The sequence below is a fragment of the Streptosporangium sp. LJ11 genome, from assembly GCF_051918945.1.
Taxonomy (GTDB): Bacteria; Actinomycetota; Actinomycetes; order Streptosporangiales; family Streptosporangiaceae; genus Streptosporangium.
Genome location: NZ_JBPXMB010000024.1, coordinates 82,946 through 108,392, shown reverse-complemented (window position 1 = coordinate 108,392; position 25,447 = coordinate 82,946). Strand labels below are relative to the sequence as shown.

General features: G+C 72.5%; 17 protein-coding genes. 14 read left to right on the top strand and 3 right to left on the bottom strand.

Annotation, left to right across the window (positions count from 1 at the left end):
* The first annotated feature begins 145 nt into the window (after positions 1-145).
* Positions 146-1,303, top strand: coding sequence for a winged helix DNA-binding domain-containing protein (locus tag ACTOQ3_RS31565; RefSeq protein WP_440087082.1), 1,158 nt, complete (start codon positions 146-148; stop codon positions 1,301-1,303).
* A 174-nt stretch (positions 1,304-1,477) separates the two neighbouring features.
* Here the strand turns inward: ACTOQ3_RS31565 and ACTOQ3_RS31560 are convergent, their stop codons facing one another.
* On the bottom strand, positions 1,478-3,112 hold the full coding sequence (locus ACTOQ3_RS31560) for an alpha/beta hydrolase (protein WP_440087081.1): 1,635 nt from the start codon (positions 3,110-3,112) through the stop codon (positions 1,478-1,480).
* Positions 3,113-3,639: 527 nt separating this feature from the next.
* Between ACTOQ3_RS31560 and ACTOQ3_RS31555 the strand changes: the two genes are divergently transcribed.
* The 7 genes from ACTOQ3_RS31555 (at position 3,640) to ACTOQ3_RS31525 (ending at position 16,926) form a co-directional block, all read left to right on the top strand.
* Positions 3,640-4,305, top strand: coding sequence for a vWA domain-containing protein (locus tag ACTOQ3_RS31555; protein WP_440087080.1), 666 nt, complete (start codon positions 3,640-3,642; stop codon positions 4,303-4,305).
* Complete coding sequence (locus ACTOQ3_RS31550) at positions 4,302-5,672, top strand: protein kinase domain-containing protein (protein WP_440087079.1); 1,371 nt, start codon at positions 4,302-4,304, stop codon at positions 5,670-5,672. The genes ACTOQ3_RS31555 and ACTOQ3_RS31550 overlap by 4 nt, the downstream gene beginning before the upstream one ends.
* The gene (locus ACTOQ3_RS31545; RefSeq protein ID WP_440087078.1) at positions 5,669-9,130 is read left to right on the top strand and encodes a DEAD/DEAH box helicase; all 3,462 of its coding nucleotides are present in this window, start codon (positions 5,669-5,671) and stop codon (positions 9,128-9,130) included. Before ACTOQ3_RS31550 ends, ACTOQ3_RS31545 begins: the two co-directional genes overlap by 4 nt.
* On the top strand, positions 9,111-10,733 hold the full coding sequence (locus tag ACTOQ3_RS31540) for a hypothetical protein (protein WP_440087077.1): 1,623 nt from the start codon (positions 9,111-9,113) through the stop codon (positions 10,731-10,733). The genes ACTOQ3_RS31545 and ACTOQ3_RS31540 overlap by 20 nt, the downstream gene beginning before the upstream one ends.
* A 101-nt stretch (positions 10,734-10,834) precedes the next feature.
* Positions 10,835-13,162: an AAA family ATPase gene (locus ACTOQ3_RS31535; protein ID WP_440087076.1), complete on the top strand. Its 2,328-nt coding sequence runs from the start codon at positions 10,835-10,837 to the stop codon at positions 13,160-13,162.
* 4 nt (positions 13,163-13,166) lie between these two features.
* Positions 13,167-15,470, top strand: a complete 2,304-nt coding sequence (locus tag ACTOQ3_RS31530; protein WP_440087075.1) for a hypothetical protein — start codon at positions 13,167-13,169, stop codon at positions 15,468-15,470.
* 265 nt (positions 15,471-15,735) lie between these two features.
* Positions 15,736-16,926 (top strand): ice-binding family protein, encoded by a 1,191-nt coding sequence (locus ACTOQ3_RS31525; protein ID WP_440087074.1) that lies wholly within the window; start codon positions 15,736-15,738, stop codon positions 16,924-16,926.
* A gap of 157 nt (positions 16,927-17,083) precedes the next feature.
* Here ACTOQ3_RS31525 and ACTOQ3_RS31520 read toward each other — a convergent pair whose 3' ends face one another.
* Positions 17,084-17,539 (bottom strand): Lrp/AsnC family transcriptional regulator, encoded by a 456-nt coding sequence (locus ACTOQ3_RS31520; RefSeq protein WP_440087073.1) that lies wholly within the window; start codon positions 17,537-17,539, stop codon positions 17,084-17,086.
* 111 nt (positions 17,540-17,650) lie between these two features.
* Here ACTOQ3_RS31520 and ACTOQ3_RS31515 point away from each other — a divergent pair, with 111 nt between their 5' ends.
* Entirely contained in the window at positions 17,651-18,487 is an 837-nt protein-coding gene (locus tag ACTOQ3_RS31515) for an LLM class flavin-dependent oxidoreductase (RefSeq protein ID WP_440087072.1), read from the top strand.
* 11 nt (positions 18,488-18,498) lie between these two features.
* Positions 18,499-18,924, top strand: coding sequence for a nucleoside deaminase (locus ACTOQ3_RS31510; RefSeq protein WP_440087071.1), 426 nt, complete (start codon positions 18,499-18,501; stop codon positions 18,922-18,924).
* Positions 18,925-18,941: 17 nt separating this feature from the next.
* Here ACTOQ3_RS31510 and ACTOQ3_RS31505 read toward each other — a convergent pair whose 3' ends face one another.
* On the bottom strand, positions 18,942-19,850 hold the full coding sequence (locus tag ACTOQ3_RS31505; protein ID WP_440087070.1) for an alpha/beta fold hydrolase: 909 nt from the start codon (positions 19,848-19,850) through the stop codon (positions 18,942-18,944).
* Between the two features lie 190 nt (positions 19,851-20,040).
* Between ACTOQ3_RS31505 and ACTOQ3_RS31500 the strand changes: the two genes are divergently transcribed.
* The 4 genes from ACTOQ3_RS31500 to ACTOQ3_RS31485 all read left to right on the top strand — a co-directional run bounded on the left by ACTOQ3_RS31500 (position 20,041) and on the right by ACTOQ3_RS31485 (position 25,431).
* Positions 20,041-20,979 (top strand): NADP-dependent oxidoreductase, encoded by a 939-nt coding sequence (locus ACTOQ3_RS31500; protein ID WP_440087069.1) that lies wholly within the window; start codon positions 20,041-20,043, stop codon positions 20,977-20,979.
* Between the two features lie 239 nt (positions 20,980-21,218).
* A complete protein-coding gene (locus tag ACTOQ3_RS31495; protein WP_440087068.1) occupies positions 21,219-22,418 on the top strand; it encodes a sensor histidine kinase in 1,200 nt (399 codons plus the stop codon).
* A complete protein-coding gene (locus tag ACTOQ3_RS31490; RefSeq protein ID WP_440087147.1) occupies positions 22,415-23,077 on the top strand; it encodes a response regulator in 663 nt (220 codons plus the stop codon). Before ACTOQ3_RS31495 ends, ACTOQ3_RS31490 begins: the two co-directional genes overlap by 4 nt.
* 233 nt (positions 23,078-23,310) lie before the next feature.
* The gene (locus ACTOQ3_RS31485) at positions 23,311-25,431 is read left to right on the top strand and encodes an MMPL family transporter (RefSeq protein WP_440087067.1); all 2,121 of its coding nucleotides are present in this window, start codon (positions 23,311-23,313) and stop codon (positions 25,429-25,431) included.
* The last annotated feature ends 16 nt before the right edge of the window (positions 25,432-25,447 follow it).

The following is a 25,447-nucleotide window of genomic DNA, read 5'->3' as shown; positions in this document are numbered from 1 at the left end:
AACACGGCCCCCCGGGATACATCGGGGCCCCCGTCGAGGAGCCGGGCGAGGCGCCCGCGGGTGACGGCCGCCCGCGTGGCCGAGTGCGGGTGGGCGTCCGGCGCGTCCAGGTTCGCCTCCACCCCACGGGGTAGAGACGGGGACCATGAACGCACTCACCTGGGATCAGGTCCACGCGCGGCGGCTGGCTCGCCACCATCTCGTGGAACCCGTCTCCGGCGACCCGCGCGAACCCGTGCGCGACGTGTGCGGGGTGCAGTCGCAGGTCGCCGCCGCGGCCGAGCTGTCCATCGGGTCGCGGGTGAAGGGCGCCACGCGGGAGCGGGTCCGCGCGGAGCTGTACGACAGCAAGCGCCTCGTCAAGACGTACAGCCTGCGCGGCACCCTGCACGTGCACGCCGCCGACGAGCTGGCGCTGTGGATGGCGGCGATGCGCTGGAAGCCCTACTGGCGCGCCAAGGACAGCTGGCACGCTTACCACGGCCTCACCGCCAAGCAGGGCGAGACGTTCGTCGACGCGGTCCGCGAGGCGCTGGACGGCGAGTGCCTGACCCGCGAGGAGCTGGCCGGGGAGGTCTCCGGGCGCGTCGGCGCGTGGGCCAAGGACAAGCTCGCCTCCAACTGGGGCGAGCTGCTGCGTCCCGTCGCCTACCTCGGCGTGCTCTGCTTCGGGCCGGTACGGGGCGCCAAGGTGACCTATGCCAGGCCCGACCGGTGGGCGGGGCTGAAGACCGAGGTCGGGGACCAGCCCGACCCCGAGGAGTCGGCGATGGAGATCGTGCGCCGCTACCTGCGCGCGTACGGCCCCGCCACCCACCAGGACCTGGCCCGCTGGTTCGCGCTCAGGCCGCCCGAGGCGCGTGAGGCGCTGGAGTCGCTCGGCGACGAGGTCGCCCGGGTCGAGGTCGAGGGGCGCGAGGCGTACGTCCTGGCCGCCGACGACGACCGCTGGCCGTCCGGCCCGAGCTGCCTGCGGCTGCTGCCGCAGTACGAGGCGTACGTCCTCGGCAGCGGTCCCAAGGAGGTCGTCGTGCCCAAGGACACCGCCGCGCGCGTCTTCGAGCACGGCCGGGGCAGGTACGAGGGCGCGGTCGCCCACCAGATCATGCTGGTCGACGGGGTCGTCTCCGGGATGTGGGAGCGCAGGGAGAAGGGCGGCAGGGTCGAGATCAGGCTGGAGTCGTTCGTCAAGCTCGACTCCGGCCGGACCAGGGAGCTGGAGAGGGAGGTCGAGCGCGTCGGCCGCTTCTACGGCGCCGAGGCCACCCTGTCCACGGGCAGGCTCACCGGCGGGAGGCGCTGAGCTCCTCAGGCGCCACCGCGCACGTCCGCCGGGTGACGCGCGGGGAGGGCCGGGGCGAGGAGACCGCGCCCGGCGCGGGTGGACCGCACGGCCGGGGATACGCTCGGGTGTCCCTCGCCGTCCGGCGCGGCGCGGTGCCGGCACCGCGCGATCCCGGGTTCGCCGCGTTCCCGCTCACCGGGTGCAGCGTGCTCCGTTCCTGGGCGGGGTCAGGTCGACGAGGTAGCGGGTGACGGTGTCGTCGACGCAGGAGGAGACGCCGGTGGCGTAAACGGTGTGCCCGTCGGCGTCGTAGGTCAGCAGCACGGCCGAGGGCATGTTCCCGGCGACCTCTCTGGCCCAGCGGTACGGTGTGCGCGCGTCCCGGGTGTGGCTGATCAGCACGATGGGCCCGGCGCCCCTGGCGCGGGCAGGGGTGGGCGCGACCGCGGGTGAGGGCAGGAAGGCACAGGTCAGGTTGGTACCGTCGGAGAGACGGTCGATACGGCGGATCTGCCCGGCGAGCCGTTCGTAGTCCCTCAGGTTCCCGGAGTGGGGCCGGTCGAGGCAGTTGACTACGCTCGTCACCTCGTCGACGGGCAGGGACACCGAGGGGGCGCCGAGCCGGACCCGCAGGTCCGCGAGCGGGGCTCCGTCCCCGTCGGCCGCCGCGCCCAGCGCGGTGGACAGCTCCCGCCAGGAGGAGGGGTCGATGAGGGTGCCGCCGATCACCGCTCGTACGGTGTCGGCGTCGAGGTCGTACCTGCCCCCGCGCAGGGGCCTGGCCTTCGCCCGCGCGATCACCTTGTCGATGGCGGCGAGAACGCCCTTCGCGCTGCCGGCCGGGCAGGCCATCCGGGGGTCGCGGGCGCACGCGCGGGCGAAGGAGTGCAGCGCCGCGGTGTGGGCCCTGGCGCCGTGGAGGGAGTCGGTGTCCCAGTTCAGGTGCGCGGTGTCGATGCCGTCGAGCACCATGGCGCGGACGCGGCGCGGGAAGCGGTCGGCGTAGCGCTGGCCGATGTTCGTGCCGTAGGAGTAACCGAGGAAGCTGATCGTGTCCTGGCGCAGCGCCGCGCGCAGCAGTTCCAGGTCGGTGACGACATTGGCGGTACCGACGTGGGGCAGGACGTCCTTGCCGGTGCCGCGGGCGCAGGCCTGGACGATGAGCCGGTAGTACGGTGCGACCTCACCGACCAGCGGCAGGTCGGCACGTGGCTTTCCGATGGGTTTGTCACCCGCCCGCAGGCTGCAGTCGATGGCGGGCCTGCTGCCGCCCACCCCGCGGGGATCGAAGCCGACGACGTCGAAGCGTTCGCGGATCTGCGCGGGCCAGGTCTCGTGGAAGGTGCGCACCATCCAGGTGCCGGACTGTCCCGGACCTCCGGCCGCGGCGACGAGCGTCCCGATCCGCTGGTCGGGCCTGCTCGCCGGGGCCTTGATTAGGGGAAGGGTGAAGGTCCTGCCGTTGCCGGGGTCGGCGTAGTCGACGGGCACGGTGAGGGTCGCGCATCTGAACAGGCCGCACTTCCTCCACTTCGGCGCCTTCCGGATGAAACGTTCCAGGCGGGCGTCGGACGCGGGGCCGGGAGCCGTGGCGAGGGCCGTTGTGCCGGACGGGGTGCCGGACGGGGTGCCGGACGGGGCGCCGGGAGCCGTGGCGAGGGTCCTGGCGCCGGGCGTGTTCGCCGCGCCGTTCGGTACGCCGGCGAAGGCGGGACCGGCCCCGAGGCCCGCCACGGCCACCGCGGTGGCCAGCGCCGCCACGGCCTCGGTCCATCGGCGCCGGGTACCGCCGGTCCTCGCCGTTCTCGTCGGCTTCTCGCCGTTCATGTTCTCTCCTTCGGGTCGGTCCTGATCGGTCCGCCCCACCTGCGGGTGGAGTCGAGGATCACCGGACGGCCGGAAAGAACTTCGGGTAAGAAAATGAAGATCCTTCCGCTTCTATCTACCTTTGTAGGCATTTCAAGTTGCAGGCCGCTTTCGTAGTGCTTGACGGACGGCTGTCGGCAGGAGCGGAAGTGACCTCTCGGCTGATTCGCGGGGGCGGAGTGACGCGCGAGCCGTCCGGGCCGCCGCGCCGTACGGGCCGGGCCAGGTCGGGGGTGCGTGTCGCCTGCCGGGCGGGCGCTTGAATCACAAGGGTGAGATACCAAAGATCAACCGTTTCCGGTCACGTATTGACCAAGGCATATGCGACAAAAATAAGCGAAAGTCGGATTTTAGAGAGAATGTCCATTTTTGTTTATTGGTTAGATCTTGACTTTCGGTATGAACGTCGACAGCCTGTAAGGCTCTGCTTTTTCGGCTGATCAATATGAATTGGCGAGGTAGCCTTGGCCCAGGCAACACCCTCCGATGTGCCTCTCTCACGTCCCAGCGCCGCCCCACCCCGGGCCCTGCCCGTCATCGTGCTCGCCGACGTCAGCGGCAGCATGACGCAGCTGCGCAAGCTCGAGACGCTCAACGAGTCCATCGCCACGATGATCCGGAGCTTCGCCGCCGAGCGGCCCGTCCGGGGCGAGATCCAGGTCGGCGTCGTGGCCTTCGGCGGGCAGGGCGCAGTGCTGCACCAACCGCCTGTTCCCGCCGCCGACCTGGAGTGGAGCGATCTCCGAGCCGGCGGCCGCACCCCCTTCGGCGCCGCGCTCGACCTGCTCACGGAGCTGCTCGCCGATGAGAAGGTGATCCCGCGGAACGCGTTCATGCCGACGCTGATCCTCGTGTCCGACGGAAAACCGACCGACAAGTGGGAGGAGCCGCTTCGACGGTTGCTCGCCTCGCCGCGCGGAGCCAAGGCGATCAGGCTGGCCGTCGGCATCGGCCAGGACATGGACGACGACGACTTCCAGGTGTTGCGCGCGTTCATCGCCGACCCGTCGATCGAGCCGCAACGCGCCGACCAGGTGCATCTTCTGAGCCGCTACTTCTCCTGGCTCACCATGAGCGTCAGCAGGCAGGCACGCGTGGGCCGGCAGTCCTCCGCGGAGATCGATTTCGACGAACTCGACGAGTTCCTGGCATGAACGACGCCGGGCGTCCGGTCGTCCGCGACGAGCAGGGACGGCCGCTTGCGCTGCTGCGCCGGATCGGGGTGGGAGGCCAGGCCGAGGTGTGGGCCTCGGAGGGCAGGGTGGCGGTCAAAATGATGCACGCCCGGACGCCCCGGGTCGCGCAGCGGCTGCGGAGCCGGATCGGTGTGATCAGACGGCTCGATCTCGGCGGCGTGCCGATCGCCCGCCCGCTGGCCATGCTGGCCGCGCCGCACGTCGGGTACTCGATGGAACTCCTCGACGACATGGTCGCGGTCCAGACGCTGGTGTCGGCGCCCGACGACCGTGACCTGCTCGGCTGGTACGCGGAAACGGGGGGACTGCGGCGTCGGCTCCGGCTGCTCAGCCGCGCCGCGGACGCCTTCGCCGCGCTGCACGCCAAGGGCGTCGTCTACGCCGACCCGTCCCCGGCCAACGTGATGGTCTCCGACACCCCGCGGCACGAGGAGGTCCGCCTGGTCGACGTCGACTTCGTGCGGTCGGAGTCCGTCGTGCCGGACACCGTCGCGACCCCGGGGTACGCGGCGCCCGAGGTGCTGGACGGGCGGTCCGGGGTGAGCGGTGCCACCGACGCCTACGCCTTCGCCGTGATCGCCTTCGAGGTCCTCACCCTGACGCACCCGTTCCTCGGCGACGCCGTCCAGGAAGGCGGCCCGGAACTTCTCGAACACGCCTTCAGCGGGAAACTGCCGTGGATCGACCACCCGGACGACCGGTCGAACCGTACCCGGTACGGCCTGCCGCGCGAGCGGTTGCTGACACCGAAGCTGGGAGAGCTCGCCCGCCGGGCGTTCCAGGACGGGCTGAGCGACGTCAGGGCGCGCCCCACGGTCGCCGAGTGGCGTACGGCGCTGCGCTCGGCCGCCGATCTGACCCTGGCCTGCGCCGGTTGCCCGCAGTCGGTCGACATGCGGGCGCCGGCCTGTCCCTGGTGCGGCCTCCAGGCCCCCGATCCCCTCGTCGCCGTGGTGGAGTTCGTCCGCTCGGGGATGCCGAAGCCCGCGCCCGCCGGTGAGACGCTGGCGGTACCGCCGGGGTCATGGCTCCCGATCACCGGGCGCACCTCGCGCATGGACGCGGTGGAGTACGACACCGCGCCGGTGGCATGGCTGCACTGGCAGCCGGGACACCGGCTGACGATCAGGAACCCGGGGCCGGTGCCTCTCTGGCTGACATCGGCGATCGACCAGGACGAAGGCCTGGTCATCGAACCCTCGGACGAGCTGGCCGTACCGGCGGATCAGGCCGCGCCGCGCTGGATCATCCGGTTCGGCCCGCCGGGAAGTCCGCACCGGATGCTGCGGTTCGCCCGCGTACGGCGATCGGCGGCCCGGTCGTGAAGCGGCCGCAGACGGCTCCGCTGCCGGGCGCCGAGGCCCTCGTCTGGCTCAAGTGGCAGAGCGCCGACCGCCCGAGGTGCGAGGACGAGATAAGGCTGTGGTGGTCGCCGAACCACCAGGCGTTCGCTCGGACACGCGCCGCCGAGGCCCCGGTGGCGCCCGTACAGCGTGAGGACGCGGAGAAGCTGGAGTCGGTCAGACGCGGTGGAGCGCACTACGTCGCGATCGTTGTGGAGTCACGCGAACTGACCGGGCAAAGGCCTCGGGCGGCACAGCTCGGAGTGACGTTCCACCGGTACGACGCGGGCGGGACGCTGCCGGCGCAGGAGATCGCCGTCGACCATGACATCGCGCGGACGGTGGCCACGTGGGAGGGCAGCCAGGCCTACGCGACGCGGACCGATCGGACGATCGGCTGGCTGAGAGAGCGCTTCCTGCTGCCCGCGGTACCGCGCGCGTCGGCGGACACGCCCGGACGTGTGATCATCTCGACGGTGGTCGGGGAGCACGGCGCGCCGACCGGCTACCGCCTCCACGGCAGGGGCTTCGTCGCCGACGTCCGAACCAGGGACGGCCGCCTCCACATGCACCGGATCAGGCGTACCGCCAACGCCGACCTGGGCCGCCGGCTGCGGCTCGTCACCACGAACGTCGACTTCAAGGACGTCTCCCATGTCGCCGAGATGCGTGCCGACATGGAGCGATGGATCGAACGGCTCACCGAGGGCAAGGGTCTCCTGGCGCTGTGGAACCAGTACAACCGGCTGGAGGCGCGCCATCTGCTGCGGCGGGTGGAGGAGACGGGGTACATCACCTACCGGAGCTGGAGCCGGCTCGCGGGTGAGGTCCACCGGTTCCAGGTCGTCGCCACCGACGATCCCGCGGGTCACCGGCGCTCCCTGCTGGAGCAGGCACAGCAGGCGCTCAAGGGCGGCGAGACCCTGGAACTGGAGGCGTCCAGGCGATTGCCACCCGTCCTGGCCAACCCCGGCACCGACGTGGCCGACGACGAGGAGGCCACGGAGGCCGACGACTGGGAGGTGGTCCGGCAGCGGCTTGAGAAGCATCTGTTCAGCGGCACCGTCGTCGCGGTGGACGTCGCCGACGGCACGATCGACATCAAGCGGACCGAGTTGCAGCGCCGAGGCCCGGCGGGAGTCGGAGGCGACGAGGCCGTCCAGCCGGGGCAGGAGGGATTCCTGTTCCGCTCGTTCCGCGGTGACCGCAGGCAACTGGTCCGGCGCAGGACGGCGTACGAACGGATCCTGCGTGGAGGTACGAACATCCCCAACCTGCTCGCACTCCTCGAGGGCGAGCAGGTCGTGGCGAATCCTCCGGAGCGGATCGAGCCGCACTCCGAGGCGACCTGGGCCATCTTCGGGGGCGACCCGACCGAGCGCCAGCAGCAGGCGATCGACGTGGCGCTCAACACCCCGGACATCGCGATCATCCAGGGGCCGCCGGGCACCGGGAAGACGGAGGTCATATCGGCGATCCAGACCCGGCTGGCCGAGTCCGGCAGGTCGTACGCCCACGTGCGCGGCAGCATCCTGCTGGCCAGCTTCCAGCACGCCGCCGTCGAGGAGATGGCCGAGCGGTCCATGGTCTTCGGGATCCCGGCCAACAAGATCGACCGAGCCGACCGGGGTGCGGCCGTGCTCCGCGACCGGCTGCGGGACACGGCGGCCGCGCACCTCCCCGAGCGGCTGGGCGAGCCGGGCGAGGCGGTGCTGACGCTGCGCCGGCTCAGCGGCCTCGTCGCCGGCTACTGGCTCACGCCACCGGCTCCCGACGGCACCGTGGAACTGCTGACGGAGGTGCACGAGCGGGCCCGCGCGCACATCTCCGTCGCGCTGGCCGAGCGCCTGCGGGCGGCCCGCGACGAGCTGCGGATCACCCTGGCGACCGCGCCGCCGGGCGGGTGGAGCGGGCCGGTGGACGAGGCCCACGAGCTCGCGCTGATGGCCGCACGCGCCTTGCGCACGACGCCGGAGGCCTTCGCCGACGACGGCCCGCAGGCGGCGGCCAAGGCGCTGCGCCGGCTACGCGCGATCACGACCGCGGGCGGTGACGCGAACGGCGGTCTCGCCGCGGCGGATCTCGCGCTTCTCGAACGGGTCGCGGACAGCGATCCCGACCACCCGCCGGTGCCGCGGGAGGAGCTGGCCGCGCTGCGCGACCGCCTGATCGACCGCCTGCTGCCGCAGGCCGGGCCCGAACCGGTGCGCGCCGCCGATCCGGCGGTCAACGACCTGCTCAACCAGGCCGTGGCGGAGATGGAGGAGTCTCTGCGGCGCACCCCCGACATGGGGGTGACGCTGGCCCTGGCCGACTACTACGAGGCCCTGCAGGGTGACCCGCCGGCCGTCGAGTGGACGCTGCGGGCCTACACCGCCTCGTACGCCACGACCTGCCAGCAGGCGGCCTCCCGGAAGGTGGTCGAGGCCAAGCAGGTGGACACCGACGAGGACGTCGTCTTCGACACCGTCATCATCGACGAGGCGGCCCGCGCCAACCCGCTCGACCTGATGATCCCCATGGCGCTGGCGGCCCGCCGCATCGTCCTGGTCGGGGACCATCTCCAGCTCCCGCCCCTGCTGGAGCCCGACGTCGAACGGGCGCTCGTACGGCAGGACGGGTCGACCCAGGAGGTGTTGCGGCAGAGCCTCTTCGAGCGGCTGTTTCGCGCGCACGACAACAAGGGCTCACCGGTCCGGCGGGTCGTCACCCTCAACGCGCAGTTCCGGATGCACAGCGTCCTGGGTGATTTCGTCAGCCGCAACTTCTACAGGAACACCCTGGGGTCTCCGCGCGGCACCGAGGGTTTCGCGCACGGCCTGCCGGAGTACGGCGAGGCGGTCGCCGTATGGGCGGACGTCCCCGCCGACAGGGGCGGCGAGTTCCGGGTCCGCAGCATCCACCGCCCCGCCGAGAAGGACTGGCTGGTGAAGCGGATTCCCGCGCTGCTCGAGGCCGCTCCGGACCTCAGGATCGGAGTCATGTCGTTCTACACCCGTCAGGTGCAGGAGATCGGCGACGCCCTGCAGCACCTCGGCGTGGCCGTCCGCAACGACAAGGGCCACTACGAGGCGGCCGATCGGTACCGCCACGACAGCCGGGGCAAGCCGCTGAACCGGCTGCACATCGGCAGTGTCGACTCCTTCCAGGGCAAGCAGTTCGACATCGTCCTGCTCTCCGCCACCAGATCGGCGCCGCCCGGCGACGACACCCCGCCCGCGGATCCGGCGACGCACCGGCGCTGGGTGGGCCGCCGCTACGGCCACCTCACGTTGACCAACCGGCTCTGCGTGGCGATGAGCCGGCAGCGCCGGCTGCTGGTGGTGGTCGGTGACGCGGCCATGTTCGAGAAACCGCGCGCACCGGACGGGGTGGCGCCGCTCACCGACTTCCTGCTGCTGTGCCGTGAGGGAGGAGACCATGGCCGGTTCGTTTCGTAACCCCAGGTTCCTGTCGTTCATCGGCGACGGCCCGCTGATCCGCCAGGACAAGGACAGGCGGATCCATGTCGCCGTTCCCGCCTGGGCCTACCGGGTCACCGCCCCTCTCGTCCCGCGCCGCGGTCTCGACCTCTTCCAGCGGGTCGTCCTCGGACTGTGCGAGACCGGCGTGCGCACCCCCCAGGGGGTGAGCGAGCTGACAGGGCTGCACACGCGGCTGTGCGCGTACATCATCGACACCGCCAAGCGGGACGGCCTGCTGGACCGCGGCGGCGAGCCCACCGAGCGGGGACGGGCGGCGCTACGCACCGGCGCCGTCGACGAGGACACCGAGTGGGCGGTGCGCTACGTCTTCCACGACCCGGCGACCGGAGACCTGTGGCCGCGCACCGCCGAGCGGCTGCCGGACGTGTACGTCGTCCACCGGGAGACCGACGAAGTGATCATGGATCTCGGGACGGCCGGGCGGCCCGCCAAGGTGCCGGCACTGCGGATGAGGGCCGACGGCGAACGTCCCGGGCCGCCGCACCCGGAACAGATCATGGAAGTCGTGCGCCGCGACCGGCTGGCCCGGATCAACGCCCGCTCCCAGGAGTTCGCGCGTGAACACCGCCTGGCCGCGCTCCAGGACATGGAGGAGGAGCAGACGGTCTACGGCGGCCGCGTCGCCACCGGAGAGCCGCTCGCCGAACTCACCCGTGTCGCCCTCATCGGAGAACCGGAGCCGGTCGAGATCCTCGGCGTCATCGAGGCCGCCGGCCCCGACCTGCCCGGCGAGGTCTGGGTCGCACACGACCCGTTCGGCGTCACCGCCAACGCGATGTTCGGCCGGCTCGTCGAGCACTGGGCCGCCGGCCGCCCGGAACTGGCGGAACGGCTGGACCGGCTGTTCAAGGCGCAGGGAGAGGCGGCCGGCGCGAACCTGAAGAGTGCCACCAAGCGGGCCCGCGCGCAGGCCAGGGCGGAGCTGGCCATGGAGTTCGGCGCGAGGGTCCGCGAGGACGCCGGTGTGCTGGAGAAACTCGTCGACCTGCGGACCGCGTCCTACGACGGCGAGACCGATCAGGCGCTGCGCATGGCGGTGTGGGCGGCGTTCTCGCTCTTCGAGGAACTGTTCCACCGGTTGACGATCGCGTATCCGATGCCGGCGCACCACGCCGAGCCGCTTCGGAGGCGGGCGGCGGAGCGGCGGCGTCGCCGGCGTGACGGCCCCGATCCGCTGTGGACCGCTCAGGTGGCGAGGGAGACGATCAGGAAGGCCGCCGAACGGATGGGGGCCTTCGAGGTCCCCTACTCCGTGCTGAACACCGGGGCGGACGCCCTTGGAGAGCTGGCCGGTGAACCGAGGCCACCGGACGGAACGAAGATCGGCGTGCTCATCGCGGCCACCCTGATCAGCGCGGAGGCGCGCGACGACCACCCGATGCGCCGCATGCTCGCACGCCGGGGCGACCTGCTCTTCGGTTACGACCAGCTGCGCCAGATGCGCAACGGCCAGCTGCACCGGCTCGGGAGGCAGTCGGTCGCCGAAGACCTGAAGTGGTGCAAGGAACTCGGGGAGCAGGCGGCCTCGGAGCTGTTGGGGCTCCCTCCCGTCTCGTGACCGGCGCGCCGGGCCGGCGGCACCCAGGACGCACGTACCGGCAGCACTCGCGGGCCGCACAGCACCCGTACGGCTCGAAAGACTTCACGAAGGGGCATTGAATGGGCAAGGGCAGAGGGCCGAAGGCACAGGCGCAGCGCGCGGGGACGGCGGCCGGCGGCCGGGCGAACACCACCCGCAGGCCCGCCGGGCCGGTCAACCGGAGGGAACTGGCCGAGGCCCTGCCCGAGGCGACTGCCGAAGCGGCTGAAGCGGTGGGCGGTGCCGAGAACCTGCCGGAGCCGGCCGAACCGCCCGCCGACGCCGACTACCTCGCCGTCGACAGGCTGTGGCGGCAGATCGACCAGGTCAAGAGGGCGTACGAGGCCGCCACCGGCCGGGCCGAGAACGCGCGACACGCGCTCGAGGAGGCCGAGCGGGACCTTGAGGACGCGCGGGACGGGATCCGGGCGGCCGAGAAGGCGATCGGTGAACGCGGTCGCGAACTCGACGAACGGGAACGCGACATCGCCGGCCGCGAGGAGGCGGGGGCCGCCAGGACCGCCAGGATGACCGAGGAGCTGCGCCGGCGGCTGGCCGAGTGCGGTGAGCGCGAGGAACACCTGGCCGAGCTCGAACTGCGGGCGGCGCGGCAGGACGAGGAGGCTCGGAGCAAGGCCGGGGCCGCCGTCCGCGCCGCGCTGGCCGACGCCCGCGCCGAACTCGCCAGGGAAGGCGCGCGACTCGACGAGAAGCGCGGCGAGCTGCGCGCCGAGGAACGGCGCCTGAAGATCGAGCGAGAGGACCTCGAGGACTCCAGGCAGCTCGTCGAGCAGCGGATCGAACGGTCCGCCGAGCAGCTCGCCGAGCAGGACCGGCTGAGGCTCCAGGCGCTGCAGCGACGACACGACGACATGGTCGCGGACTACAAGCTGCTGGAGCAGCGGCTGGCCGGCCATGAACGGTTGCGCCTGGCGCTCGGTGGCCGCGAGCCCGAACACGTCGTCGCGGACCTTCAGCGGCTGCAGGAGGAGAACACCACCCTCCGCGGCCACCGGCCGCCCGCCGAGGTCAAGGCCGAGCTGAACCGGCTGCGCGAGGCCGAGCAACGCTGGCAGGAGGACCACGCCTTCTTCATGCAGGAGAACTCCCGCCTGCAGCGGCAGCTCTCCGCGTACCAGATCACCGCGATGGAGCTGGAGCGGCAGGAACTGGTCAAGCAGGCGCTGGCCGCCGACGTCGAGGCCTACAAGGACGAGGTCGTACGGCTGAAGGAGAACGCCGAAGGGCTCAGGCGGAGCAAGGAGAGCGAGTCCCCCTTTCCCGCGTGCGCCGAGATGGACGCGCGCCATGCCGGGGAACGCGACGACCTGGTGGAGGAGCTGCCGCCGATCGACGAGTTCGTCCACCGGCTGCGGCACGTCATCGCCCAGCAGGAGAGGTTGTTCTACGCGGAGTCCGACCTGCGGATCTTCCTCGCCGGGCTCGCCGCCACCCGCCTGCACCTGCTGCAGGGCGCCAGCGGCATCGGCAAGACGCAACTTCCGCTGGCGTTCGCCAAGGCCCTGCAGACGCACGCCGAGACCGTGCCGGTCGGTGCCGACTGGCGCACACCACAGGACCTGACCGGCTACTACAACGCCTTCGAACGGCGGTTCTACGAGTCGAAGTTCACCAAGGCGCTCTACCGGGCCAACTGCCCGGAGCACCGGTCCCAGCCGTTCCTCATCGTCCTCGACGAGATGAACCTGTCCCACCCCGAGCAGTACTTCAGTGATGTGCTGCACGTGCTCGAGCTCAGGCCGCGGACGGCCGGCGGGCAGATCGGGCTCGACCTGATGACGGCGAGGGTCGAGCCAGCGCCGCGCGGGTTGGTCGACGGGATCAGGCTGCCCCTGCCGCGGAACGTCTGGTTCGTCGGCACGGCCAACCAGGACGAGACCACGGTGGGCTTCGCGGAGAAGACGCTCGACCGGTCCAACGTCATCGAGCTGCCCGCGCAACCGGAACACTTCGAGTACGAGCGGACCGAGCCGTTCCCGCCGTTCTCGTTCAGAGCGCTGAACCGGGCCTTCGCCGCGGCACGGAAACGGCACGAGCGGTCCGCCCATCTGGTGCGCGCCTTCCTGGGCGGCGACCTGGGTGATCGGCTGCGGCGGGACTTCCGGATCTCCACCGGGCCGCGGAGCGTCAAGCAGCTCTCGTGGTTCGTCCCCGTGGTCGTCGACGCCGGGGGGACCGTCCGGGAGGCCGCGGACCACGCGCTGGCGATGAAGGTGCTGCGGAAGGTCCGCGGCCGTTACGAGTTCCGCAGCGACACCATCAGGGCGCTCCGCGACGACCTTCCGAAGTTCTGGGCCGAACTGCCCGCCGCGGAGGGCGACTCCGACCGCCCGATCCGGGCCGTCGAACTGCTCAACGACGAGCTGCACCACCGAGGGGAGGCGTGACGCCATGCGAGTCAGGCTCTGGGACCGGCTCCTCGACCGCGAGGCCGATCCGCCGCCCTCGGGACCGGTGCCGATCGGGCGGTACGTCTTCGTCGACGCCGAGCAGGGCGCGCCGGGCGGCAGGAGCGCCTCGGGCAGGCGCAGGCCTTCCGGCGGGCGAGGCGTTTTCGGCCCGCGCGGTCCCTCCGGCGGACGCGACCTGTCCCTGGCGGGCCGTCGCGTCCGGTCCGGCGACCATCTCGTCGCGATCGGCGACTGGACGCTGTGGGACGAGGACCGGCGGCAGGCCACGCACGGTGCCTGCGACCCGTGCGCGCTGCCCGACGAGGTGACCGAACGCGCCGTCCTCGGCGTGGCGGCCGGGCTCGAGCGGCTCGGCGTCGAACCGGCCGGTCGGTGGCTGCGGGAAAGCCCGTTGCTCGGCGACACCGAGATCGGGCCGCGGCTGCGGCGGCGCAGGATGGACGACGAGATCGCCGAGCATCTCGACGCGCTGCGCGCGGTGTGCCATGACCCGGCCGACCGGCTGCGGGTCGTGAACCGGCTGGTGCCGGTGGGCCTGGCGCGGCGGATCACGCCCGCGACGATCACCCGGCTGGCCGGGCACAGCGAGGACTGGAACCGGCTGCGGCCGGACGGCGTCGAGCCGAAAGTGGTCCTCGCGTCCTCGCGTGAGCAGAACCTGGATTTCTACGAGAACCGCGTCGCCGCCCGGCTGGTCGACCACCTCTGGGGTGACGTCGTGGCCCGGCTGAACGCCGTGGCGCGTATCGACGAGATGTTCAGCGACCTTGACCGTTACGTCGCGGACGCCGTCGATCGGCCATGGCGGCAGCAGGGCAAGCTGTTCGACCTGATCGAGGGGGTCGTGGCGAACGAGACGTGGAAGGACCTGGCCGCGGTGAGACGCAAGGAGCTCGGCGCGGTCAGGGACGCCCTCGTCGCGCTGAGAGGCGGCGGCGTCCTGCCGGGAGTCAACCGGCAGGCCGAGATCGGGACCGCGCTTCGGGCCACGAACCTCTTCGTCAACGAGGGGCGCTACCGCCGGGTGCGCGACCTGTGGCAGGCGTGGGTGAACGACCGTACCGGGAGAGATCGTGAGGACGCCCCCTCGGCCCGGATCCAGGACTGGTGCCGGGGGTTCACCGTCTACACCGGTCTGCTGCTCCTCCACGCGCTCGACCACCTCGGCCTGCTCGGCACGTCGGGCGGGTCAGGTGAACCCGCGGGGGCGGGGGGAGCGTCACCGTTCACCCGCGGCGGACCGCCGATCCGGCTGGGCGCCGGGGACGTCGCGGCCACGGGCGCGGCTGTGACCCTCGCGTGGCTGCCAACAGAGGTTTTCGAGGTCGCCGTCGGCGGGCGAGCGGTGCTCCGCGTCCTGGCTCTTCCGCACGCCCTCACCGGTCACGGCCGGACGTCGGCCACCCGGGACGAGACGGAGCGGCTGATCACCGAGAAACCCGTGATCCCCACCCTGATCGTCTATCCGGGTACGTTCGAGGAGCGGCAGGCGCTGCCGGAACGGCTGCGCCTCGAGGTCTTCTCCGGCTGCGACTCGCCTGTGCCCTGGAGGCGCGGCGGCGTGGGGCTGCTGCCGATCTCGCCGATGGAGATCGACAGTGTGGTCCGGCTCGCCCGGAGCCTGTACAGCGTTCTCGCCCGGGAGCGGCACCGCGACCATCCGCTCTCCATACGGTGCCGCCAGGCGTACGCGCGGGAGGTCGGTGACGGCGCGGACTGGCTTCGGGCCGAGCAGACCGGACTCCTGGTCACCCGGCCCCCCGCGCCCGGCGAGCTGGCCGCAGCCCGCGCGAGGCTGCAGTCGCTGAGGGCCCGGGTCGCCGGTCGTCCGGACGGCGCCGGAGAGGCGGAACTCCTGGATCGGGTGGCGGACGAGCTGGCCGCGAACGCCGAGACCCTCGCCGAGTACACGAGATGCCCGGTCTGCCTGCAGCGGAGGCCGGATCCCTGGCGGGCGTACCGGTCCAGGCCGGACGGCACCTACTCGTGCGAGTGCCCGCAGGGCCACGCCCGCTGGGAACTGCGGCGGTGCGCGTCGTGCACCCGGACCTATCCCGTCATCAACGCCGCGCCTGTGCCGGAGGGCGTCGAATTCGACGGTGACGGCGTCGACCGGCTGCTCGGCAGCCACGTCGTCTCGATGCCCTGCCGGCTGCGCCCCTCCGTCTTCCTCTGCCCGTCGTGCGGTACCTGTGGAGTGGCCTTCGACGGGAAAGGGAGCGGGTGCCGAAGGTGCTGTCCCGAAGGGCGGGACGTCGCGACCGGCCGGGCGGCGGAGTCCTGATCACGTGTACGGAGAATGTCCACGGCCGCCCGGTGCTTCGAAATCGGGAAATGATTTACAGCTGTAGTTTCATATAGATGCACCAAACGTTTTCATTTCCGGTTAAAAAGGCCATTCCTGCTGGTTGAAGGCGGGCCGGTGTCAATGAGACTCGTATGTATGTCGTATAACGAGTGCGGCTTCGTCGATCGGTAAGGTCGGAAGGAGTGGTGCATCGCTGGAAATGCGCCTCGACGGGGCAGTTTCACAAGAAAAGGAAAACATCATGATGGAGGCCGTTCGACCTCGTGTGGTGCCGCGAAACACCGTCCGTTCCCGGCTGGCGGCGCTCCTCACGGCCGTGGCCGCGCTGGGAGCCGTGACCGTGACCCCGGCGGCCGCGAGCGTGGCGACCGGGAGCGCGGCGGCCGTGGCCCCGGTGGTCGCGGGTGCGGTGGCCCCTGCCCCGGCGACCGCGAGCGCGGCGACGCCGGTGCCGCTCGGCACGGCCGCGAACTTCGTGGTCCTGGGCCGGGACGTCGTCAAGAACACCGGTCCCACCCTCGTCACCGGGGGCCTCGGGGCGTGGCCGGGCGCGACGCCGAGCGGCTTCCCGTCCGGCACCGTCCTGCAGACCGGCGCCACCGCCCAGCAGGCCCAGACGGATCTGACCGCCGCCTACGACGACGCCGCGGGCCGGCCCGCCGGCGCCACCGTCCCGGCGGAGCTCGGCGGGACCACCGTGACGCCCGGCGTCTACGACTCCGCCACCGGGGCCTTCCGGCTCACCGGCACCCTGACCCTCGACGCGCAGGGCGACCCGGACGCCGTCTTCGTCTTCAAGGCCGCCTCCACCCTCGTCACCGCGCCCGCCAGCACGGTGACCCTCGTCAACGGCGCCCGGGCGGCCAACGTCTTCTGGCAGGTCGGCACCTCGGCCACGCTGGGAACCGGTTCCGCCTTCTCCGGGAACGTCCTCGCGCTGAGCGCGATCACCGCGACCACCGGTGCGACCGTGGTCGGCCGCCTGCTGAGCCGTGGCGCGATCACCCTGGACACGAACACCGTCGTGCGGCCCTTCGCGCAGCTCTGCGGAACGGCGACGACCACGACCACGCTGACCTCCGCGTGTCCCTCGGGAGACGGCGGCCCGATCACCTTCACCGCGAGGGTGACCGCCTCGGACGCGACCGTTCCCACCGGGCAGGTCGGCTTCGCCACCGACGGGGTGAGGCTGGGCGCGGCCCAGCTCGACGCGGACGGCCTCGCCACCCTGACCGTCTCGGACCTGCCCGCGGGGGTGAGTCGCGTCGTCGCCACCTACGCGGGCACGGCCCAGCTCGACCCCAGCAACTCACCGGTGCTGATCCGGCGCGCGGACCTCGGATGTCCCTTTCTGGGACCCCTGCCGGTGGGAAGCGGTGAGCGAGACGGCGCCCGCCGCGACGACCACGCCGGTCCCGCGGCGGAAAGGTAGGGGCCGCACCCGGATCACGGCCGTCGCGACCGGCTGCGGCGCCCGCCGTTCCTAGCCCTCGCGGCGGGTGGGCGGCGGTGACGCGGGAACCGGCACGGGCGACCGCGGGAGTCTCCCGCGCGGGAGGGGGAGGAGGCCGGCGGCACCGGCGTCCTGGTCAGCCCGGCTGGGGGTCCCGCGGGCCACGGTAGGGCAGCGTCTGGCTGTAGACGAGGTTGGTGGTGGTGCTGCCCAGCAGGGCCAGCTCGTTGACGAGCTCTTCGAGGTGGCCCATGGAGGTCGCGGCCACCTTCAGCGTGTAGCAGTCGTCGCCGGTGGTCCGCAGGCACTCCAGGATCTCGGGACGCTCGTCGAGCAGCCGGTGCAGTGGCTGGTGCCGGCTGCCCGGATACTTCAGGCGCACGACGGCCAGCACGGGGAAACCGGCCTTCTCCAGGTCGACGTTCGCGTGGTAGCCGGTGATGACGCCCGTCGCCTCCAGCCGCCTGACCCGCTCGGTCGTGGCGGAGGCGCTGAGGTTCACCCGCCGCCCCAGCTCGGTGATCGGGATGCGACCGTCCCGCTGGACCTCGACCAGGATCGACCAGTCGGTCGCGTCGAGATTCTCGGCCATCCGGCAAAGATACCGGCATATCAACGGTATACGGCGCTGTACGCCGCGAGGAATCCCTTCCGGCCGTGGATCATCACTCGATAGTCTGAAAAGGTGAAAATAGGCGTTAACATGCTTAATTTTGGACCTGGCGCCGATCCCGGGATGCTGCGCGGCTGGGCGCGGACGGTGGAGGGCCTGGGCTTCGACCTGCTCATGGTCTCGGACCACGTCGTGATCACCCCCGATGTCGCCGAGCAGTATCCGGCGCCGTTCTACGAGCCCTTCACCACCCTCGCCTGGCTGGCCGGGGTCACCGACGGGATCCGGCTCGGCACCACGGTGCTCATCGTGCCGTACCGCCACCCGCTGCTCGTCGCCCGGATGGCCGCCAACCTCAACGGGCTCAGCGGCGGGCGGCTCGTCCTCGGCGTGGGCGTCGGCTGGGCGCGGCAGGAGTTCGAGGCGCTCGGGGTCCCGTTCGAGCGGCGCGGGGCGCTGACCGACGACCACCTCCGGGTGATGCGCGCCGCCTGGGACGACGAGGAGGACTACGGGGCCGGGCGGATACCGGTCTGGGTCGGCGGCAACAGCGACGCCGGCCTGCGCCGGGCGGTGCGCCTCGGCGAGGCCTGGCACCCGCTGCGCCTCACCCTCGACCGGATGCGCGAGGGACTGGACCGGCTGAAGGCCATCGCGGACGAGGAGAGCCGGCCGGCGCCCGGTTTCGCGCCTCGCATCGCCCTGCGGCTCACCGAGTCCCCGATCACCGCTCCCGGACGGCTCGCCGGTGAGGGCACGATCGACCAGGTCCTCGACGACCTCGAACGGCTGCGCCTGCTCGGCGCCGGCACCGTCGTGCTCGACCCGTTCGACGGCGACCCGGAGGAGACGCGCCACCCGGAGGTAGCCTGGCAGGCGCTCGCGACCGTGGCCGCCCGCTGGGATCTGCGCACCCAACAATCATGAACAGGACAATCATGACGAACAATGACGAGAACCATCTCCGCAGGGCCATCGAGCTCGCCGCCAAGGCGCGGGCGACCGGAGACGCCCCGTTCGGGTCGCTGCTGGTGGGGCCGGACGGCACGGTCCTCGCCGAGGAGCACAACACGGTCCTCAGCGACGGCGACATCAGCGCCCACCCCGAGCTGAAGCTGGCGAGGTGGGCGGCCCGCGAGCTCGCCCCCGGCGTCGCGGCGGCCACGACCATGTACACCAGCTGCCAGCCCTGCCCCATGTGCACGGGCGCCATCGAACGGTCCGGTCTCGGCCGCGTCGTGTTCGCGCTCTCCAACGAACAGTTCGCGGGCCTCAAGCCGGGAGGCGGCTGGCCGCACGTGCCCCAGGAGGGCCCCGCGCTGTTCGACGAGGCGCGCGTCCCGGTCGAGGGCTACTACGTCTGACCGATCCGCCCCCATCGCTACCGCGCCGGTGTGACCGGGCTCTCGGAGAGGAACGAGCCGAGCAGTTCCGCCGTCATCTCGGGAACCTCCTCGGGGACGTAGTGCCCGCTGGGCACCGCCTGGCCGCGCACGTCGTTCGCGTACCGCCGCCAGACGTCCAGGACGTCGTAGCTACGCCCGACGAAGCCGCGCTCGCCCCACAGGGCCAGCACGGGGCAGGTCACGCGCCGGCCCGCGTCCGCGTCGGCGTCGTCGTGGCGCAGGTCGACGCTCGCGGCGGCCCGGTAGTCCTCGCAGGAGGCGTGGACGGCAGCCGGATCGGAGAAGCAACGGACGTACTCGTCCTGGGCCGCCGGGTCGAACGAGGTCCCGCCGTGCTGGACCTTCATGTGGGAGCGGACCCAGTGGCCGGGATCGGCGCCGATCATGCGCTCGGGGACGCCGTCGCCCGCGGCGAGGAAGAACCAGTGGTAGTAGCCGAGCGCGAACGCGGCGTCGGCGTGCCGGAACGCGTGGCGGGTGGGCACGATGTCCAGCACGGCCAGCCTGGTCACCGCCCGGGGCTCGTCCAGGGCCAGGCGGTGGCCGACCCGCGCCCCGCGGTCGTGGCCCGCCACCGCGAAGCGGTCGAAGCCGAGCGAGCGCATGACCAGCAGCTGGTCGCGCGCCATCGCCCGCTTGGAGTAGGGGGCGTGGTCCGGCGTGGAGGGGGGCTTGTCGCTGTCCCCGTACCCCCGCAGGTCGGTGAGGACCACGGTGTGCTCGCGGGCGAGCACGGGCGCCACCCGATGCCAGATGAGATGCGTCTGCGGGTAGCCGTGCAGCAGCAGGACCGGGGGCCCCTCGCCGGCGACGTACGTGTTGACGCGCACGCCGTCGGCGTCGATCACATGGTGGGCGAACGAGGCGGGCAAGGGGATGCTCACGTGGTGTCTCCGATGGGCGCGACGGGTCCGCGGGATCGGCCGGTCGCCTCGCGGCTCCCGGTCCGTCCCCTGTCTGCATACCCTGATCAGGCCTGGGACCCGGGCCGTTGAAAGGAGCTGTTCGATGCTATAGAACGACCCACGGTGCCGTGCTGCTCACGGGCCGGCGCGCGCTTCGGAAGGCCAGGGGATGAAGGCGATCGTTTACCGGCGCTACGGCGGGCCGGAGGTCCTGGAGATGACGGACGTCCCCGAGCCGAAACTCGGCCCGGAGTCCGTTCTCATCGACGTGCGGGCGGTGTCGGTCAACCCGGTCGACTGGCAGACGGCCGCCGGGCGTCTGGACAGCCGTTTCGACGTCCACTTCCCCGTCATCCCCGGCTGGGACGTCGCCGGGGTGGTCGCGGAGGTCGGCCCGACGGTCACCGGCTTCGCGGCGGGGGACGAGGTGATCGGGTACGTGCGCGAGGACTCCATCGGGAGGGGAACCTACGCCGAGCGGGTGGCCGCGCCGGTGCGCACCGTCGCCCGCAAGCCGGCCGGCCTGAGCTGGGAGCAGGCGGCCACCGTCCCGATCGCCGGCCTCACCGCCTACCAGTCACTCGTCCACGCGCTGCGGGTGGGGGCCGGTGACACCGTGCTGGTGCAGGCCGCGGCGGGCGGCGTCGGATCGTTCGCCGTGCGGATCGCCACCGCCCTCGGAGCGCGCGTCATCGGCACCGCCTCGGCCCGCAACCACGACCACCTGCGAGAGCTCGGCGCCGAGCCCGTCACCTACGGCCCCGGCCTCGAAGAGCGGGTGCGCTCGCTCGCCCCGGCCGGGGTCACCGCGATCATGGACATGTACGGCGGCGAGGACCTGGTGTCGTCCCTCGGGCTGCTGCGCGAGGACGCGCGGGGACGGGTCGTCTCGCTGGCCAACGACGGCGTGCTGGAGCACGGCGGCACCTTCGTGTTCGCCCGGCCGAGCGCCGAGGACCTCGACGAGCTGCGACGGATGATCGAGAGCGGCCTGGCCGTCCCCGAGGTCACCACCGTCCTGGACCTGTCCGAGGCCGCCGAGGCCTTCCGGCTGAGCCGGACAGGTCACGTGCGAGGAAAGATCGTCCTCAGGGTCTCGGCGGGCTGACCGGGCGCCCCGCCGGGCCGGACCCCGGCGAGCAGCGGCAGGGCGGTGGCCTTCTTCGGGTTCGCCGGGCATCCGGGCACGCAGGAGCGCTACGTGGCGGCGGTGCCCGACACCGTGAGGAGCTGACCCGCCGTCATGGGAAAGCGGGCGGCCGGGCCATCCGGCTGTGCACCCCTCGCGGTAGGCGACTACCGCCACGGGTGGACGTCCCGGCCCGCGGGCCGGATTACTGTGGGGGAGTGAGCAGGTTCGCGCTGGTGGCCGCCATGGCCGTGGTCGTCGGGTTCTCCTCGGTCATGGCCTACGGCAACCAGCCCGGCGCCCGGCCGCTCGACGCCCTCGGCTGCACGCTGCTGGCCCTGACCGTGCTCGGACTGGTCAGGCTGGGCGAGCGGCCCGAGCTCAGCCTGGTCGTCTGCGCGGCCTCGGCGGCGGCCGTCTTCGCCCTCGGCTACGCCTACGCGCTGTGGCCGATCCCCGCGCTGATCGCGGTGTTCGCGACGATCTCCTCGGGACGCCGGGTGCAGGGCTGGGCGGGTACGGGTTTCCTCGTGGCGGTCCCCTCGGGTGCCGTGCTCCTCGACAGGAGCCTCGACAACCTCACCGGCCTGCTGCTGTGGGCGCTCATCACGGTGGTGGTCGGGCAGCTCGCCGAGGTGTCCAGGTCCCGGCGCGCGCACGCCGCCGAGGTGGAGCGGCGGATGGTCGAGGCCGAGCGGACCCGCGAGGAGATGGCGCTCGGGCGGGGGCGGGAGGAGCGGCTCAAGGTCGCCAGGGAGTTGCACGACGTCACCTCCCACACCGTGTCGCTGATCGCGCTGCACGCCGCCGTCGCCGCGGAGGCGATCGACCGCTCCGGCGGCCCCGAGGCGGCCCGGGAGGCGCTGTCGGTGATCCGTACGGCCAGCCGCGAGGCCCTGGCGGAGATGAAGGGCGTCCTCGGCGTCCTGCGCGAGGACGGGCCCGAGAGAAGGCGGCCGATGCCGGGCGCCGGTCAGCTGGAGGAACTGGTCGCGGCCGCGGGCCTGCCGGTGGCGTTCGAGATCGTGGGGGAACGCCGGGCGCTGGCCCCGGCGGTGGACCTGACCACGTACCGGATCGTCCAGGAGGCGCTCACCAACACCATGCGGCACGCGAAGGCGAGCACGGCGCGGGTCCGGTTGAGCTTCGAGACCGGCGGCGTGACCGTCCAGGTGGACGACGACGGCCAGGGCAGCGGCACGCCCCCGCCGGGCGGCCCGCGCGCGCCGGGCCCCGGGCACGGGCAGGCGAGTGACGACGGGATCCGTGCCGGATACGGGCGGGCGGGTGACGACGGGATCGGCGGGGGACACGGGCTGGCGGGGATGGCGGAGCGGGTGGCCGCGGTCGGCGGGTGGCTCGTCGTCGGCGACCGGCCGGAGGGCGGGTTCCAGGTCGCCGCGTGGCTTCCGGCATGATCACCATCCTGCTCGCCGACGACCAGCCGCTGGTCCGCGCCGGCCTGCGCGCCCTGCTCGACGTGGAGGATGATCTCACCGTGCTCGGGGAGGCCGCCGACGGCCGCGAAGTCGTGCGGCTGGCCGCCGAACTCCGTCCCGACGTCGTGCTGATGGACATCCGCATGCCGGGGATCGACGGGCTGGAGGCCACCCGCAGGATCGTGGCGGCGGGCGGCGCCAAGGTGGTCGTGGTCACCACCTTCGACCTCGACGAGTACGTCTACGAGGCGCTCCGCTCGGGCGCGAGCGGCTTCCTGGTCAAGGACGCGGAACCGGCCGAGCTGCGCCACGCCGTACGCGTCGCCGCCAGGGGAGACGCGCTGCTGTCTCCGGGCGTCACCCGGCGGCTCATCGAGGAGTTCACGGCCAGGCCCGATCCCGCGCCCGGCCGGGCCAGGCTGGCGCCGCTGACCGATCGCGAGCGCGAGGTGCTGGCCAGGGTCGCCGAGGGGCTGAGCAACCTTCAGATCGCCGAGCGCCTGCACATGAGTCCCGCCACGGTGAAGACGCACGTCAACCGCATGATGGCGAAGCTGGCCGTGCATGACAGGGCGCAGCTCGTCGTCCTGGGCTACGAGTGCGGCCTGGTCCGTCCCGGCCTGCCGAGGAAGCGGTAGACCAGGGCGGCAAGCCAGGGCGGTCGCCAGGCCGAGGTACCGGCGAGCCGGGGGGTCACCGGGCCGGGGTGTCGCCAGGCCGGGTGACGTGGGGCAGGACGCCGGCGAGCCGAGCGGTGACGGCCCGCTTCCATGGGTGGTCCCGCCGGGTTCCGGCCCTACCGCCGGTGCGGCAGGGCGTCGCCCGCGCAGGGTGGACGACCGCGGGCGGTGCCCGTTCCTAGCGTCGGACCATGACATTCCTCAACTCCCCGGCCCGTTTCTGTGCCCGCCACGGATGGCTGGTGCTGCTCGCCTGGCTGGCCCTGGCCGCCGTCCTCGTCGTGGGCGCCGCCCGCGCGCCCGGCGCCACGACGGAGGACTTCGCACTGCCCGGCTCGGAGAGCCGGCGGGCCGCCGACCTGCTCGGCGACCGCCCCGCCGAGCCCCAGGGCAGGCTCGTGGTGTCCGCGCCGGCGGGCGTGCGCGCCCCCGAGGTACGGCGGGCGGTGGACGGCCTGATCGCCCGTATGAACACCGTCCCCGGCGTGACGGTCGCCGTCCCACCGGCTGAGGGCTCGCGGTCCCGGCCGTCGCGGGAAGCCCCCTACGAGCAGGTCTCCGCGGACGGCACCGTCGCGACCGTCCCGATTCGTCACACCGGCCAGGAGAGCGCCGCGAAGCTCAAGGAACTGCGTGACGCCTTCCGTGCCCCCGCCGCCCCCGCCCCCGCCGCCCCCGCCGCCCCCGCGACTCCCGGCGCCCCCGTCCTCACCGCCGAGCTGTCCGGTGACGACTTCGCCGACTTCACCCCCGGCGGTCTCACCGAGGGCATCGGGTTGCTGGCCGCCGCGGTGATCCTGCTCCTCGCGTTCAGGTCGCTGATCGCGACGGCGCTGCCGCTGCTGATGGGCGTGACCGGGGTGGTCTGCGCCGTCTCCCTGCTCTCGCTGCTGGGGAACGTCGTCCCCACGCCGGGATTCGCCGTGTACGTGACCGTCATGCTCGGCCTCGGCGTGGGCATCGACTACGCGCTGCTCGTCGTCACCCGCTTCCGCGCCTCGCTGGGGGAGTGCCGTACCGTCGAGGACGCCGTGGTGCGGGCGATGACCACCGCGGGCCGGTCCGTGCTGTTCGCCGGCATCACGGTGATCATCACCGGCGCGGGCATCCTGTTCCTCGGCCCCTCGCTGGGCGGCGGCATCGCGCTGGCCGCCGGGTGCGGCGTGCTCATGGTGATGCTCACCGCCCTCACCCTGCTGCCCGCGCTGCTGGGCCTTCTCGGCACCCGCGTCGACCGGCTCTCCCTGCCGCACCGCGGCGGGACGACCGGCCCGCTGGCCCGCCGGTGGAGCAGGGCCGTGCAGCGCCGCCCCCTCGTGGCCGGTGCCCTCGCGCTCGGGCTGCTCCTCGGGCTCGCGCTACCCGCGGCGAGCCTGCGCTTCGGCTGGTCGGACGCGGGCAACCGGCCGGTCTCCGACACCACCCGCCGCGCCCACGAACTGCTCGCCGACGGCTTCGGTCCCGGTGCGGCGGGCCCGCTCGTACTGGTCTCCGCCGAGCCCCTGGGCCGGGCGGTCGCCCAGGCCGCGAGCACGCCCGGCGTGGCCGGGGTGACCGTGCTGGACGAGCGGACCGCCCTGGTCGTACCGGAGACGGGCCCGCAGGAGGAGGCCACCACCGTCCTGGTCCACGCGCTGCGCGCCGGGTTGCCCGCCCCCGTCCTGGTCACCGGCGCCACGGCGGCGGGCGTCGACTTCGCCGAGCACTCCTTCGACCGGCTGCCCTGGATGGTCGGCGCGGTGCTGCTCGCCTCGTTCGCGCTGCTGGTGCCGGTCTTCCGCAGCCTGGTCGTGCCGGTGAAGGCCATCGCGGTGAACCTGCTGTCGATCGGCGCCTCCTACGGCGCGGTCGTCGCGATCTTCCAGTGGGACGTGCTCGGCCTGGGCACCGGCGGGCCGATCGACGCGTGGGTGCCGATGATGCTGTTCGTGATCACGTTCGGGCTGACCATGGACTACGAGGTGTTCCTGCTCTCCAGGATCCAGGAGGAGTACGCCCGCACCCGTGACAACAGCCGCGCGGTCACCGAAGGGCTGGCGGCGACGGCACGCGTGATCACTGCGGCTGCCGCGATCATGTTCTGCGTGTTCGCCGCGTTCGGCACGTTCGACGACAGGCCGCTCCGGATCCTGGGCGTCGGCCTGGCGGCCGCCGTGCTCATCGACGCCACCGTGGTCCGCCTGGTCCTGGTGCCGTCGGCGATGGAACTGCTCGGCGACCGCAACTGGTGGTTCCCCGGAACCGGCGGCCGGCGCGCCGCCGGCGGGACGGTCGGGGGAGCGACGGCGGTCACCGGTGAGCCGGCCGGGTGAGTGACGGCCGGCCGCC